Origin of the sequence: Aeromonas sp. R6-2, assembly GCF_040908155.1 — a bacterium.
In the GTDB taxonomy this organism is placed as follows: domain Bacteria; phylum Pseudomonadota; class Gammaproteobacteria; order Enterobacterales; family Aeromonadaceae; genus Aeromonas; species Aeromonas schubertii.
In genome coordinates, this window is record NZ_JBFODE010000002.1 from 23648 (window position 1) to 38409 (window position 14762).

Below are 14762 nucleotides of genomic sequence, written 5' to 3' on the forward strand. Positions count from 1 at the left end.
CCGTCAGGGACTATATGAAAGGTGTCTTTCAATATAAAACCGCAGCAAGATAGCACAAAGCACCAATCTTTACCAACTTTTAGATTTTTGAAATCAAAAAGCATGACAAATTCGCCATTTTATTTCCCAGGTCGATAAGGGTTAACTGCCTCACAGCACGACCGATTACGCCTGTCTTTTGATGGCGCAATCTCTATAATCCGTCCGTTTCCAGCCCACACGAGGACAGCTTGTGAAGAAGTCCATCTACATCGCCTACACTGGCGGCACCATCGGCATGCAGCGCTCCGATCACGGCTATGTGCCGGTGGCCGGCTTCATGGAGGATTGCCTGGCCCGCATGCCCGAGTTCCATCGGCCGGAGATGCCCGACTACCACATTCACGAGTACAGCCCCCTCATCGACTCCTCCGACATGACGCCGGCCGACTGGCAGCGCATCGCCGAGGACATTAAAGGCAACTACGACCACTACGACGGCTTCGTCATCCTGCACGGCACCGACACCATGTCGTTTACCGCCTCGGCCCTCTCCTTCATGCTCGAGGATCTTGGCAAGCCGGTCATCATCACCGGCTCCCAGATCCCGCTCGCCGAGCTGCGCTCCGACGGTCAGCAGAACCTGCTCAACGCCCTCTACATCGCGGCCAACTACCCGATCCACGAGGTGACCCTGTTCTTCAACAACCAGCTGTTTCGCGGCAACCGCAGCAAGAAGGTACACGCCGACGGCTTCCACGCCTTCGACTCCCCCAACTATCCGCCCCTGCTCAACGCCGGGATCCACATCCAGCTGGAAGCGGGTGAACTGGGTGAACCGAGCGGTAAACCGATGCGTCTGCACGACATCACTCCCCAGCCCATCGGCGTGGTGACCCTCTACCCCGGCATCTCCGCCGAGGTGATCGCCAACATACTGCGCCAGCCGGTCAAAGCGCTGATCCTGCTCTCCTTCGGGGTTGGCAACGCGCCCCAGAACCCGCAGATGCTGGATCTGCTCTCCGAGGCCTCGTCGCGGGGGGTCATCATCGTCAACCTGAGCCAGTGCCTGCACGGCATGGTCAACATGGGGGGCTACGCCACCGGCAACGCCCTGTCGCGTGCCGGGGTCATCTCGGGCTTCGACATGACCGCCGAGGCGGCCCTGACCAAGCTCCACTTCCTCTTGAGCCAGGGACTGGAGCCGGCCCAGATCCGCGAGCTGATGCAGCGCTCCCTGCGCGGCGAGCTGACCAGCCCCCTCTGACCCGTCCATACGAAAGGGGGGAGCCCATGGCTCCCCCCTTTTCATTGCCGGATCACAGGTCGCCGAAGCGGCCTATCTCCTCGGCCTCATCACGAAACAGCCGTTTGAGCTCGCTCTTGCTCTTCATGACGATGTTGCCATCGGCCCCGATGTTCATGTGCTCGGGGTCGGTGAGGTGCAGCGCCTGCCACGCCATCACGGCCTGCAGCGAGGTGGCTTTCTGCTCCTCGTTCAGCACCCGGCCATCGGGCCACTTGCCCAGCTCCACCGCCGTGCGCAGCCGCTCGTACACCTCCTGCGGCATGTCGGCAATCACCTGTTGGAACGACATGAACTTCTCCTTGTGTCAGGCCGGCAGATCCAGCCGGCTAATGCCGGCCATTTTCTCCATGACCCGCACTACCTGGCAACTGTAACCGAACTCGTTGTCATACCAGACGTAGAGGACGCAGTGATCCCCCTCGGCGATGGTAGCCTGGGAGTCGACGATGCCGGCGAAGCGCGATCCCACCATGTCGGAGGAGACCAGCTCGGTGCTGGCACTGAAGTCAATCTGGCGGTGCAGGGGAGAGCTCAGGGCCGCCTGTTGCAGGGTGGCGTTGAGGCGCTCGCGATCGACCTCCTGCTCCAGGCTCAGGTTGATGATGGCCATGGAGACGTTGGGGGTCGGCACCCGGATGGCGTTGCCGGTCAGCTTGCCCTTGAGCTCGGGCAGCGCCTTGGCCACCGCCTTGGCGGCGCCGGTGCTGGTGAGCACCATGTTGAGCGCGGCGCTGCGGCCGCGACGCTCGCCCTTGTGGTAGTTGTCGATGAGATTTTGATCATTGGTGTAGGAGTGCACCGTCTCCACGTGACCGTGGCGAATGCCAAACCTCTCCTGAATCACCTTGAGCACAGGGGTGATGGCGTTGGTGGTGCAGGAGGCGGCGGAGATGATGCGATCCCCCGGCACGATCGCCTCGTGGTTGACCCCGAACACCACGTTCTTCATCTCCCCCTTGCCGGGAGCCGTCAGCAGCACCTTGGCGGCACCACGGGCCTTGAGGTGTTCGGACAGACCCGCCTCGTCACGCCAGGCGCCTGTGTTGTCGACGATGAGGGCGTTGTGAATGCCGTAAGCGGTGTAGTCGATGTCAGCCGGACTGTTGGCGTAGATCACCTGGATCAGGGTGCCGTTGGCGATGATGGCACTGCGCGCCACATCCACCTCGATGGAGCCGTTGAAGGGGCCGTGTACCGAGTCGCGGCGCAGCAGGCTGGCGCGCTTCTCCAGATCGCCCTCGCGGCCACCGCGCACCACGATGGCGCGCAGACGCAGCGGGTTGGCGGCACCGGTACGCTCCACCAGCAGGCGTGCCAGCAGGCGGCCGATGCGGCCAAAGCCGTAAAGCACCACGTCGGTGGGCTCGGCCAGAGGAGCGCCGGCCAGGGCCGGGGCCAGCTCGCGGCTCAGGAAATCCTGCACCCCGGCGACGTCCTGGTGATCCCGCCAGTAGGCGACCGCCAGCTTGCCGAGATCCAGCTCGGCGTTGCGCGGGGCCAGCTCGAAGATGGCATGCAACAGGGGGAAGCTTTGCTGGAGGGAGAGGGGTTGGCCTTCGTGGCGGCGGACGACCCGGTGGGCCTTGAGGATATCGATGGTGGAGGCGTTGTGCAGTGGGCGTCCGTAGACAGTGATCTCGACCCCCTGTTGGCGGTAGAGGCGGCCAATCAGGGGTTGCATGGCTTCGGCGAGCTCCTGGCTCTCCTGCCACGCCATCAGGTGATGCTCGTGGGTCATGGGTGGGCAGATCCTTTTATTTCACGTAACCGTTTGTATTTATGTATTTTTACTCTTCATCAAGCCCGGATCACGGCAAGCTGGTTATACTCGTTGTACCCTGTGTCTCCAGGCCTGAATACGGCGCGCGCATTGTAACCAAGATGCAAACGATTGCCAACAAAGGCGTTACCTGGCCCGTTGTTTTACCAAGTGGATTTCATGGACAGACTCAAACCCTATCTCGTCGCCCTTCCTCTGCTGCTTCTGGCTGGCTGTGGAGAAGATGATCGACTGCACAAGATCTGCAACAACCACCCCAAGCTGTGCGAGGATCTGGCCGATGATGGCACCTGCCGTTACGACCGCACCAAGGTGATCCGGGCCCGCTACTATCTGGAGCAGACCGGGGGTGACAAGCAGAAGTACGATCTGATGAAGGAGCTGGAGGTCTACCTGCGCTGCATCGAGCACTCCACCAACATAGAGTACAAGAACAACAAGGAGCGCAAGAGCCCCAAGGTCGAAGGGATGCTCACCGCCCATCAGCAGCTGGCCCAGCTGGATCTGGAGACCCGCAGCTCGGACAACCCCTGGCTGCTGCTGTGGCACTGGACCAACAACACCAACGACGTGGCCCGGCGCAAGTTTCTCGCCCTGGAGGGGAGCCCGGAGCTGGAGCACCCCGAGTTACAGATGGCACTGGCCGGTCTCTACTCACGCACCCACCCGGACAAGGCGATCGATCTGATGGAGCACGCCCTCACCCTCTATCGGGAAGGGGACACGGTCAATGAGCGGCTGATCACCTCCCTGAGCACCCTCTACATGGGGCAGAAGCGCTACGACATGGCCTACCTCTGGGGTCAGGTAAGCGAGTCCTTTCAGGGGGCAAACGGGGTGAACACCCAGCGTCTGGCCATCTACTCCCCCCTCGGCAAGGAGGAGCTGGCCAAACTCGATGAGCGAGCGCTGCGGATCGTCGAGGCCCTCAAGCTGGGAACCTACCAACGCTCGATGGAGTAAAACACGCGGGGCCCTATGGCCCCGCACGCTTATTCCTGATCCCGAAAATCGAGGCTCAGGCTGTTGACGCAGTAGCGCTGCCCCGTCTCGGTCGGCCCATCGTCGAAGACGTGGCCGAGATGCGAGCCACAGGCCTGACAGGTGATCTCTATCCGCTCCATGCCGTGGGAGCGATCCCGGGTGTATTCCACCCTCCCCGGCAGCACCTGATCAAACGAAGGCCAGCCACAGCCGGAATCAAACTTGGCACTGGCGTCAAACAACACGGCCTTGCAGCAGGTGCAGAGGTACTCCCCCGCCTTGCGGTTGTGTAGCAGGGCTCCGCTGTAGGGACGCTCGGTCCCCTTCTCCCAGCAGACGTGGAACTGTTCCGGCGTGAGCTGCTCACGCCATTGGGCGGGATCGTTCTTCTTCATGATGCGTTCTTGTCGAGGTAGGGTTCCCGCCCAGCATACCCTCGCCGGGCGGGTGATGAACAGCCAGCAAGGGCAGGGTTATTCCAACACCATGGGCACCTGGGCGGCGCCGCTGACCCGTTTGCGCGCCAGCAGCTTGAGGGAGTGGCAGCGACCGACGGCCACCTGCCGCTTGATGTCGTCGGGCAGGAAGGGGAGACCATCATTGGTGGCGGTATCGATCGTCTGCACCCACTCCATCCCCACCCCGGGTGAGGGGAGGCGGAACTGGATGTCGTAGTCGCTGGCGTTGAACAGCACCAGCCAGCGCTCTCCCTCCCCCTCCATCAGCCCCACATCCAGGGCAAAGGCCTGGGCCATGGGCGCCGACCAGTCCTGCTCGGTCAGCACATGGCCATCGGGATGGAACCAGCTCACCTGATGGCAGGCCACCGTCTCTCCATACCAGTTCTCTCCCTTCAGGCGCAGATCACGAAACACCCGGGAGCCGGCGCGCAGGGCCAGCATCTGGCGGGTGAAAGCGAGCAGTTTCTCGTCATCGGGGGAGAGCTGCCAGTTAACCCAACTGATGCGGTTGTCCTGGCAGTAGGCGTTGTTGTTGCCGAGTTGGCTGCGTCCCATCTCGTCGCCGGCCAGCAGGTGCGGCGTCCCCTGGGAGAGCAGCAGGGTGGCGATGAGGTTGCGTTTCTGCTGCTGGCGCAGGCTGTTGATCCTGGGATCCAGGGTCGGCCCCTCCACCCCGTGGTTACAGGAGAGGTTGTGGCTGTGGCCGTCCCGGTTTTCCTCTCCGTTCACCTGGTTGTGGCGCTGGTTGTAGGAGACCAGATCGTCCAGGGTGAAGCCGTCGTGATAGCAGAGAAAGTTGACGCTGGAGTGAGGTGAGCGCCACCCCTTGGGAAAGAGGTCCCGCGAGCCGAGCAGTCGGGTGGCAAAGTCCCCCATGCGCCCGGCGTCACCACGCCAGAAGCCGCGCACCGTGTCCCGGTAGCGATCGTTGATCTCGCTCCACTGGCTCGGGAACTGCCCGAGTCGGTAGCCAAAGGGGCCAATATCCCAGGGCTCGGCGATAAGACGGGCGCCACTGAGTACAGGATCCGCCATGATGGCCTTGAAGAAGGCGCCCATGGGCTCGAACTCGTTGACCTCCCGGGCCAGGGTCACCGCCAGATCGAAGCGAAATCCATCGACCCCCATCTCGGTCACCCAATAACGCAAGGCATCGAGCACCAGGCGCAGGGCGTTGGGATGATCCAGGTTGAAGCTGTTGCCACAGCCAGTCACGTTGAGATGGCGCTGATAGTCGGGGCCATGGGGCCCCTGCTCGAAGGCATAGTAACCGGCGTTATCGAATCCTTTGAAGCTGAGCATGGGACCATCGGCCCCCCCCTCGGCGGTGTGGTTGTAGACCACATCCAGGATTACCTCGATCCCGGCCCGGTGCAGCTCACGCACCATGGTCTTGAACTCGGTGACCGCATCACCGCAGCCATAGCGCGGCTCGGGGGCAAAGAAGGCGATGGGGTTATAGCCCCAGTAATTGGTGAGCCCCAGCTTCTCGAGACGGGGCTCGGCCATGAAGGCGGCCACCGGCATCAGCTGCACCGCAGTGACCCCGAGTTCGGTCAGGTGATCGATCATCACCGGGTGGCACATCCCCAGATAGGTGCCGCGCAGGGCCTCGGGTATCCCGGGGTGGAGCCGGGTCATCCCCTTGACGTGGGCCTCGTAGACGATCAACTCATCGGGAGCATGGGCTGGCTTCGCCACCCCCTGCCAATCGAAGTCGCCGGCCACCACCAGGGCACAGGGCACCATAACGGCGCTGTCACCCTCGTAGTGTTCATCACGCCATACCAGAGGGTGGCTGAGGGCCCTGGCATAGGGGTCGATCAACAATTTCTGCGGGTCGAACAGCAGACCGCTTTGGGCCTCGCCATGCACCCGATAGCCATAGCGCTGGCCAGCCATCACCCCTGGCACATAGCCATAATGGTGCTGGCCAACGGTACGCGGCAGGGGGAGACGTGCACACTCCTCCCCCCGTTCGTCGAACAGGCAGAGTTCAACCCGGCTGGCACCGGAGGCCCAGACGCCGAAGTGGCATCCCTTGCTATCGGGATGGGCGCCCAATCGGGTGCCCGTCCCGCTCTCCATCACAAACATCAAGACTCCTGTTTGAGGAACAAGGTCGACAGGGGGGGCAGGTTGAGCACTATGGAGTGCGCCATCCCCTGCCAGGGCGTCGGCTCTGTTTCGAAACGCAGGCCGCCCACATCATAGTTGCTGCCCCAGTAGTATTCACTGTCGGTGTTGAGGGCGACCACCCAAGCTCCGGCATGGGGTACGCCGACCCGGTACTGTGCCCGCGGAACCGGGGTAAAGCTCGAGACGCAGACCAGGCTGCTCTCTCCCTGCGGGTCGGTGCGCAGCATGGCGAAGACGCTCTCATCCGCATCCTGATGGTCGAGCCAGCGAAAGCCCCCCTGCTCGTAGTCACCCCGATAGAGGGCCGGCACCTGACGATAGAGACGGTTGAGATCGCGGATCAGCGCCTGCTGACCGGCATGCTTGGGATACTGGAGCAAATGCCAGGCCAGCTGGGCATCGTGATTCCACTCGTTCCCCTGGGCCAACTCGGTCCCCATGAAGTTGAGCTTCTTGCCCGGATGGGCGTACATGTAGCCCATGTAGGCGCGCAAGTTGGCCGCCTGCTGCCACTCGTCACCCGGCATCTTGTAGAGCATGGAGTGTTTGCCGTGTACTACCTCGTCGTGAGAGAGCGACAGGATGAAGTTCTCGTCGTAGTGGTAGACCATGGAGAAGGTCATGTCGTTGTGGTGATAACGACGATGGACGGGCGCCTTCTGCATATAGGTGAGGGTGTCGTGCATCCACCCCATATTCCACTTGAAGCCAAAGCCCAGGCCACCGAGGAAGGTGGGACGCGAAACGCCGGCAAAGGCGGTCGACTCCTCGGCGATAGTCATGGCATGCGGGTACTTGCCGTAGACCTCTTCGTTGACCCATTTGAGCAGGCTGATCGCCTCGTAGTTGTGGTTGCCACCGTCGACGTTGGGCACCCACTCCCCCTCGTTACGGGAGTAGTCCAGATAGAGCATGGAGGCGACCGCATCGACCCGCAGGCCATCGATATGGAACTTGTCGAGCCAGAACAGGGCGCTGGCCACCAGGAACTGGCGCACGGTATCGCGGCCAAAGTCATAGATGTAGGAGTTCCAGTCCGGGTGCCAGCCACGACGCGGATCCTCGTACTCGTAGAGCGGCGTGCCATCGAAGCGGGCGAGGCCATGGGCATCGGAGGGGAAGTGGGCGGGCACCCAATCCAGAATCACGCCGATCCCGGCCTGGTGGCAGCAGTCGACGAAGTGCTTGAAGTCATCGGCACTGCCATAGCGGCTGGTAGGGGCAAACATGCCGGTGGGCTGATAACCCCAGGAGCCGGTGAAGGGGTGCTCGGAGACCGGCAACAGCTCGATGTGGGTGTAACCCATCTCCCTGACATAGTCGACCAGCTCCACCGCCAGCTCGCGCCAGCTCAGGCTGTCGCCGTTGGGATGGCGTTTCCAGGAGCCGGCGTGCAGCTCGTAGATGGAGAGCGGCTGCTCGCGCTTGTCGTTACGCTGGCTCTCCTGCCAGTCGGCATCCTGCCACTGATACCGATCATGGTCATAGACCACGGAGGCAAACGAAGGGTACTGCTCGCTGTAGAAGCCGACCGGATCGCTCTTGTGGGGCAGACGCTGACCGGCGGGATCCTTGATCTCGAACTTGTAGCGCTCACCGGCCTTGAGCCCGGGCACAAACAGTACCCAGTGGCCGCACAGGGTACGCTCCATGGGGTGGCGACGCCCGTCCCACAGGTTGAAGTCACCGATGAGGCTGACCGAGGTGGCACTGGGGGCATAAACGGCGAAGCGTACCCCCTCGACCTGACGCTCGAAGTGGGTCACGGTGCGCAGTTGGGCACCCAGGGTGTGATAGAGATGTTCCGGTGCCTGGGTCAGTTCGTTGATGCCGTCGAAGGCGGCGGCCTGGAATTGATAGGGATCGAGTCGTTCGATGCAGCTGCCGTCCGGGTAGTGGAGCTCGAGCAGATAGGGGAAGAAGAGTTTGCGGCGGGTGAAAACAGTTTCAAAAAGGCCCGGTTTTTCGGGGGTCAGGGTCGCAATCCATTTACCTGACTTGAGATCTTTGACCCTTATCTCACTGGCATCGGGCTGCCAGAGGGTCAATTTCAGACCGGCACCGTCCGGATTGGTGTGCAGGCCTAGATGAGAGAAGGGATGGGGACACGCGGCACTGGCCAGACGTTCAACAGGCATCGAGATTTCCTTTCATGACGAAACACCCGCCCCGGCACAGGCCGGGACGGGGTCAACTGCTTGACGATTACGAGGGGCCTCAACGGCCGGCCTCATCACGGGCACGGCTCATGCGCTGAGCCAGTCCCTTGAGCGCCTCATCGGCAAAAATATCCTCCAGGTCGCGAGAGAGCTTGCGGCGCCAGTTGGGGTATTCGCTGCTGGTGCCGGGCACGTTGACCGGTTTGTCCATCTCCAGCCAGTCTTCCAGCTGGGTGCTGAACAGGGCGCAGTGGCCGCGCGACATGTGGATCTGCATGCCATGGTTGAGTTCGGTGTTCATACCGACCCAATTGACATCCTTGCTGATGGAGTCAGAGATCACCCCATGACCATGGAGGCTGTCAAGGATCCGTTGCTTGGCCTCGTGACGATCGGCGTAGAGGCGGGCCAGCACCTGCTCGTCCGGATAGAGGCCAAGCTGCTTGCCCAGGGCCAGATCGTCGCAGTGCCAGAAGCCACGCAGGGTCGGCATGTCGTGGGTGGTGAGGGCTGACATGGCCTGCTCGGCGTAGTGGGTCGGCGAGAGGAAACCACCGTCCTCCTTGGAGCGCTCGAAGAAGAACACCTTGTAGGAGTGAACCCCGTTCTCCTTGAGGGTGACATCGATCCCCTCCGGCACGGTACCGAGATCCTCACCAATGATGAGGCACTGGTTGCGGTGGGACTCGAGAGCCAGGATGCCCAGCAGATCGTGCACCGGATAGTAGATGTAAGCGCCCTTGGCGGCAGACTCTCCGGGCGGTACCCACCACAGGCGCAGCAAGGCCATCACGTGGTCGATACGCAGGGCGCCGCAGGAGCGCATGTTGGAGCGGAACAGATCGATCATCGGCTGATAGGCCGCATCGAACAGTTTGCTCGGGTTCATGGGGGGCAGGCCCCAATTCTGACCCAGGGGACCGAGGATATCGGGCGGCGCACCAACCGAAGCCTTCGGGCAGTAGAGATCCCGGTTGGCCCAGATCTCGGTGGAACCTTCGGAGACCCCCACCGCCAGATCCCGGTAGATCCCCATCACCATGCCGGCACGCTTGGCGCGCTGATCGGCGGCCGCCAACTGCTCATCGGCAACAAATTGCAGGTAGAGGTAGAAGGCCACCTCTTGCTGGTGAGCGGCGATCCACTCCTCAACCTGGGGGTTATGGTAATCCTTCAGCGCCTCGGGCCACACCGGCCAACCCCAGGCGTTCTCACCCTGGGCATAGAGGCTGGCCTGAATGGCATCGAAGGTGGCCTGCTGACGCAGGCTGTCGCCACCGGCGGCGACGAAGGCATCGAGGGCGGCGCGGCGATCGTCACTCAGGGTCGCCTGTGCGAACACCTTCTGCAGCATGGCCATCTTGGTGGTGATGACACCGCTGTAATCCACATACTCCTTGGCCCGCAGCTCGGCCAGCTGCTGCTGGAAGGCGGGGCTGGCCACTTCAGCCTTGAGGAGGGCATTGGCCTGGAACTCGGGCAGCGCCTCTACGTCGATGTAGGCCAGGTTCAGCCAACGGCGGGAGGAGGGGCTGTAGGGGCTGGCGCTCTCGGGGTTGGACGGGTAGAGGGCATGAATGGGGTTGAGACCGACGAAGTGCGCTCCCCAGAGGGCCGCCTTCTCGACCAGCTGGCCCAGGTCGCTCAAGTCACCGATCCCCCAGTTGTGGCGGCTGCGCAGGCAATAGAGCTGCACACTCGGGCCCCACACCTTGCGCCCGTTGGCGATGGCCGCCTGTTTGTAACAGGCTTTGGGCGCCACGATGAGACGCATCTGGCCGAGGGGCTCGTCGTTGCCCTCTTCACCCAGGGTCAGCTGGTGATAACCCATGCCTGGCTCAACCGGCAGGGCAACGCGATAGGCCTGACACTCCATCTCACCGAACTGGGCCACGCCCACGAGTTCGCCGTCGATGGGAGTCAGGGTACCGGTCAGTACCTCTCCCGCTTCCAGGGCCAGAGTCCAGACCAGGGCGTCATTGACAAATTCGATGGGCAGGCGCAGTTCGAGCACGACGGGCTCGCCGGTGCGCACCACCATGACGGGATCCAGCGGACGCAGCCACTGCTGCTTGTGCTCTTCTTCCAGTTGGGTGGTCAACGCGGCGTCGTCGTCGACCCGATAGCCCATGGCACCCAGCATGGCTGCCTTACTCTCTTCCGATACCAGGGCCGGATTGCCCCAGGCATCGACGTATTCGCTGGCGATGCCTTTGGCGGCGGCCAGCTGTTCGATCAGGGTGGTCATAGTGGAGAATTCCCGCTGTGGATTCTTACTAAGTCTGTATGAGTCTTTTTGTTTTTTGTCTTGAAGTGGGCAGGGACAACAGGCGCCATCCTAACCGCTGGACTATTTTACATATCTGCCGTTTTCGTTATGTGACCTGGTAGGCACTATTGTCGTCACGCTCTGTGACAGCTGTACGGTTTGGTTACATAAAGAGAAAATTAATTTCACACTTTTTCATGACTTAGCGCAATTTCGGGCGCGATCCAGGTTGACTACCCGGGGAGTTCTAGTAAATTTACAAGCGGATTTTTCTTTGACTACTTAAAGTTGGGTAACCAAGTATGACTATCAAAGTAGGTATTAACGGTTTTGGCCGTATCGGTCGTTTCGTATTCCGTCTGGCTTGCGAGCGTTCTGACATCGAAGTGGTTGGTATCAACGACCTGATCGACGTCGATTACATGGCTTACATGCTGAAGTACGACTCTACCCACGGTCGCTTCAATGGCACTGTTGAAGTCAAAGACGGCAACCTGATCGTTAACGGCAAGACCGTTCGCGTGACTGCCGAGCGTGACCCGGCCAACCTGAAGTGGGACGCCATCGGTGTTGACGTTGTTGCCGAAGCGACTGGCCTGTTCCTGACCGACGAGACCGCCCGTAAGCACATCGCTGCCGGTGCCAAGAAGGTCGTTCTGACCGGTCCGTCCAAGGACGCTACCCCCATGTTCGTTATGGGTGTAAACCACGCCACCTACGCTGGCCAGGACATCGTTTCCAACGCTTCCTGCACCACCAACTGCCTGGCCCCGATCGCCAAGGTTCTGAACGACACCTTCGGTATCGAGTCCGGTCTGATGACCACCGTTCACGCTACCACCGCTACCCAGAAGACCGTTGATGGTCCGTCCGCCAAAGACTGGCGCGGTGGCCGTGGCGCTGGCCAGAACATCATCCCATCCTCCACCGGTGCTGCCAAGGCTGTTGGCGTGGTTATCCCGGAGCTGAAGGGCCTGCTGACCGGTATGGCTTTCCGCGTTCCGACTCCGGACGTTTCCGTTGTTGACCTGACCGTTAACCTGAAGAAGGCCGCTACCTACGCAGAAATCTGCGAAGCCATGAAGGCCGCTTCCGAAGGTGCCATGAAGGGCGTTCTGGGCTACACCGAAGACGAAGTGGTTTCCAACGACTTCATCGGTGAGCGTCAGACCTCCGTATTCGACGCCAAGGCCGGCATCCAGCTGACCGACAAGTTCGTTAAAGTTGTATCCTGGTACGACAACGAAATGGGCTACTCCAGCAAGGTTCTGGACCTGATCGCCCACATCTCCAAGTAATTGGAGCTGTAAAGCGCTATAAAGAGAGGCGGCCACTGGCCGCCTTTTTTATTTCCCGCGACAGACAGATAAGAAGGAGCCCCCATGCTCACCGATCGCACCCTGACCCGCTACGTTACCCAGACCAGGAGCGAGGCTGGCCTGCCTCTGCTCACGATCAACAACGAGGTCGCCCACTGCGAGATCAGTCTCTACGGCGGCCATGTACTCACCTATGGCCGCCATGGAGAGACGCCGTTGATCTGGCTGAGCGACAAGGCCCTGCTCGACGGCAGCAAGCCCATTCGCGGCGGCATTCCCCTCTGCTGGCCCTGGTTTGGCCCGGCACCGGCCAGGGTCGGCAGTGGCAAGCCTTCCCATGGCTTCGCCCGTACCAGCCTGTGGACCCTGGACGGAGTCTCGGATCACGAGGATGGCACCCTGGTCCACCTCTCCCTGCGCGACAGCGATGCCACCCGAGCCCTGTGGGATCACAACTTCGAACTCGAACTCGACATCCTGGTCGGCCGTGAACTCTCTCTGGTGCTGACCACCCGCAACACGGGCGAGACACCACTGGTCTACAACGGCGCCCTGCACACCTATCTGCAGGTGGGCGCCCCCGAGCAGGTAAGCGTCATCGGCCTGGGCGAGCCCTACCTCGACAAGCTCAGCAACGAAGCGGCTCGCCAGCAGGGCCCCCTGCCCCTGGCCGCCGCCATGGATCGCATCTATCAGGCCCCTGAGGCGGTGGTGAAGGTGCGTGACGGGGATCGCTGCATCGAGGTGGTGAGTGGCAACCACGACAGCGTGGTGGTATGGAACCCCTGGCGCGAAGGCGCTGCGGCCATGGCCGACATGAGCGATGACGGCTATCGCACCATGCTCTGCGTCGAGGCCGCCATCACAGCGGAGGCCGGAATCACCGTCGAGCCCGACGAGGAGCACAGCCTCTCCACCGTGATTTTGTAATCCAGTTACAACAAAAAGGGCGCCATGTCGGCGCCCTCTTCATTTCTGTCACGCATTGCCCTTGGGATTCACTCTCAGGGCTGCGGCGAAGTCCAGCATGCGATTGAGCGGTACCATGGCCTTCTCGCGCAGGGCGGCATCAACCTGGATCTCGTGTTGCGCCGCGTTCCCGGTCAGCGCCGACTTGATGGCAACCAGGCCGTTCATCGCCATCCAGGGGCAGTGGGCGCAACTGCGGCAGGTGGCACCATCGCCACCGGTCGGCGCCTCCACCATCTCCTTGTCCGGACAGGCCTGCTGCATCTTGTAGAAGATGCCGCGATCGGTGGCCACGATCAGCCGCTTGTGGGGCAACTCTCGAGCCGCCTTGATGAGCTGGCTGGTCGAGCCCACCGCATCGGCCAGCTCGATGACCGAAGCCGGTGACTCCGGGTGTACCAGTACGGCGGCATCCGGATTCTGCGCCTTCAGGTCGCGCAGGGCACGCGCCTTGAACTCGTCGTGCACTATGCAGTGACCCTGCCAGCGCAGCATCTGTGCCCCGGTCTTCTTCTCGATATAGGCTCCCAGATGGCGATCCGGTGCCCAGATGATCGGCTTGCCCAGGCTGTCGAGGTGCTCGACGATCTCCAGCGCAATGCTGGAGGTGACCACCCAGTCGGCACGCGCCTTGACCGCCGCCGAGGTATTGGCATAGACCACCACCACATGATCCGGGTGGGCGTCGCAAAACGCGGTGAAGGTGTCCACCGGGCAGCCCAGATCGAGGGAACACTCGGCCTCCAGCGTCGGCATCAGGATCTGTTTCTCGGGGCTCAAGATCTTGGAGGTCTCCCCCATGAAACGCACGCCGGCCACGATCAGCGTCTTGGCCGGATGCTCCTTGCCGAAGCGGGCCATCTCGAGGGAGTCACCGACGAAGCCACCGGTTGCCTCGGCCAGGGCCTGGATCTCGGGATCCGTGTAGTAGTGGGCCACCAGGACGGCATCGCGCTCGACCAGCAGGCGCTTGATCTCTGCGACCAGTTGCTCGCGCTCAGGGGCGCTCAGGGGGGCGGGCTTGGCCGGGAAGGGGTAGTCCATCTCGACGGCCGGAGGGAGTGTGCTCATTGCTGCTGTTCCATCATGCTGTGCATGGGGCGCATTATACCCTTGGGGGTGGGCAATCCGGCAATAAAAGAGCGGATATGAAAAAGGCCTGCATCACTGCAGGCCTTTGTAGAGATGGTGGGTCGTGCAGGATTCGAACCTGCGACCAATTGATTAAAAGTCAACTGCTCTACCGACTGAGCTAACGACCCACGCAATGGGTGGTGACCGGAGACTTCGCCATCCGCGTCAAAATTGGTGGTCGCTACTGGGATCGAACCAGTGACCCCCTCCTTGTAAGGGAGGTGCTCTCCCAGCTGAGCTAAGCGACCTGGGATACTGCT

At 61.7% G+C, this 14762-nt stretch carries 11 protein-coding genes and 2 tRNA genes; 4 read left to right on the plus strand and 9 right to left on the minus strand.

Annotated features, from left to right (window positions below; translation table 11 throughout):
• The first annotated feature begins 232 nt into the window (after positions 1 to 232).
• On the plus strand, positions 233 to 1246 hold the full coding sequence (gene ansA, locus AB5Y48_RS00245; RefSeq protein ID WP_050667214.1) for an asparaginase: 1014 nt from the start codon (positions 233 to 235) through the stop codon (positions 1244 to 1246).
• A gap of 52 nt (positions 1247 to 1298) precedes the next feature.
• Here ansA and AB5Y48_RS00250 read toward each other — a convergent pair whose 3' ends face one another.
• Positions 1299 to 1577, minus strand: a complete 279-nt coding sequence (locus AB5Y48_RS00250) for a YeaC family protein (RefSeq protein WP_368163386.1) — start codon at positions 1575 to 1577, stop codon at positions 1299 to 1301.
• Between the two features lie 15 nt (positions 1578 to 1592).
• Positions 1593 to 3026, minus strand: a complete 1434-nt coding sequence (locus AB5Y48_RS00255) for a glyceraldehyde-3-phosphate dehydrogenase (protein WP_368163387.1) — start codon at positions 3024 to 3026, stop codon at positions 1593 to 1595.
• A gap of 201 nt (positions 3027 to 3227) precedes the next feature.
• On the opposite strand from AB5Y48_RS00255, the gene AB5Y48_RS00260 reads away from it, so the two are divergent.
• Positions 3228 to 4031 (plus strand): DUF2989 domain-containing protein, encoded by an 804-nt coding sequence (locus AB5Y48_RS00260; protein ID WP_368163388.1) that lies wholly within the window; start codon positions 3228 to 3230, stop codon positions 4029 to 4031.
• A 29-nt stretch (positions 4032 to 4060) separates the two neighbouring features.
• Here AB5Y48_RS00260 and msrB read toward each other — a convergent pair whose 3' ends face one another.
• The 4 genes from msrB to malQ all read right to left on the minus strand — a co-directional run bounded on the left by msrB (position 4061) and on the right by malQ (position 11059).
• Positions 4061 to 4447 carry a peptide-methionine (R)-S-oxide reductase MsrB gene (gene msrB, locus AB5Y48_RS00265; protein ID WP_368163390.1) on the minus strand — a complete coding sequence of 129 codons (387 nt, stop codon included), beginning with the start codon at positions 4445 to 4447 and terminating at the stop codon, positions 4061 to 4063.
• A 78-nt stretch (positions 4448 to 4525) separates the two neighbouring features.
• Positions 4526 to 6610, minus strand: coding sequence for a glycogen debranching protein GlgX (gene glgX / locus AB5Y48_RS00270; protein ID WP_368163391.1), 2085 nt, complete (start codon positions 6608 to 6610; stop codon positions 4526 to 4528).
• Positions 6610 to 8790: a 1,4-alpha-glucan branching protein GlgB gene (glgB, locus tag AB5Y48_RS00275; protein ID WP_368163392.1), complete on the minus strand. Its 2181-nt coding sequence runs from the start codon at positions 8788 to 8790 to the stop codon at positions 6610 to 6612. The genes glgX and glgB overlap by 1 nt, the downstream gene beginning before the upstream one ends.
• A gap of 79 nt (positions 8791 to 8869) precedes the next feature.
• Entirely contained in the window at positions 8870 to 11059 is a 2190-nt protein-coding gene (malQ, locus tag AB5Y48_RS00280; protein ID WP_368163393.1) for a 4-alpha-glucanotransferase, read from the minus strand.
• Positions 11060 to 11382: 323 nt separating this feature from the next.
• Between malQ and gap the strand changes: the two genes are divergently transcribed.
• Together gap and AB5Y48_RS00290 are read left to right on the plus strand one after the other, a co-directional pair.
• Positions 11383 to 12378 carry a type I glyceraldehyde-3-phosphate dehydrogenase gene (gene gap / locus AB5Y48_RS00285; protein WP_050667222.1) on the plus strand — a complete coding sequence of 332 codons (996 nt, stop codon included), beginning with the start codon at positions 11383 to 11385 and terminating at the stop codon, positions 12376 to 12378.
• 84 nt (positions 12379 to 12462) lie between these two features.
• On the plus strand, positions 12463 to 13329 hold the full coding sequence (locus AB5Y48_RS00290) for a D-hexose-6-phosphate mutarotase (protein ID WP_368163395.1): 867 nt from the start codon (positions 12463 to 12465) through the stop codon (positions 13327 to 13329).
• 48 nt (positions 13330 to 13377) lie between these two features.
• Here the strand turns inward: AB5Y48_RS00290 and nadA are convergent, their stop codons facing one another.
• The 3 genes from nadA to AB5Y48_RS00305 all read right to left on the minus strand — a co-directional run bounded on the left by nadA (position 13378) and on the right by AB5Y48_RS00305 (position 14750).
• Entirely contained in the window at positions 13378 to 14439 is a 1062-nt protein-coding gene (gene nadA, locus AB5Y48_RS00295) for a quinolinate synthase NadA (RefSeq protein WP_224161329.1), read from the minus strand.
• A 115-nt stretch (positions 14440 to 14554) separates the two neighbouring features.
• Positions 14555 to 14630 (minus strand) — tRNA-Lys (locus AB5Y48_RS00300).
• Positions 14631 to 14674: 44 nt separating this feature from the next.
• Positions 14675 to 14750, minus strand: a tRNA-Val gene (locus tag AB5Y48_RS00305).
• Positions 14751 to 14762: the final 12 nt, after the last annotated feature.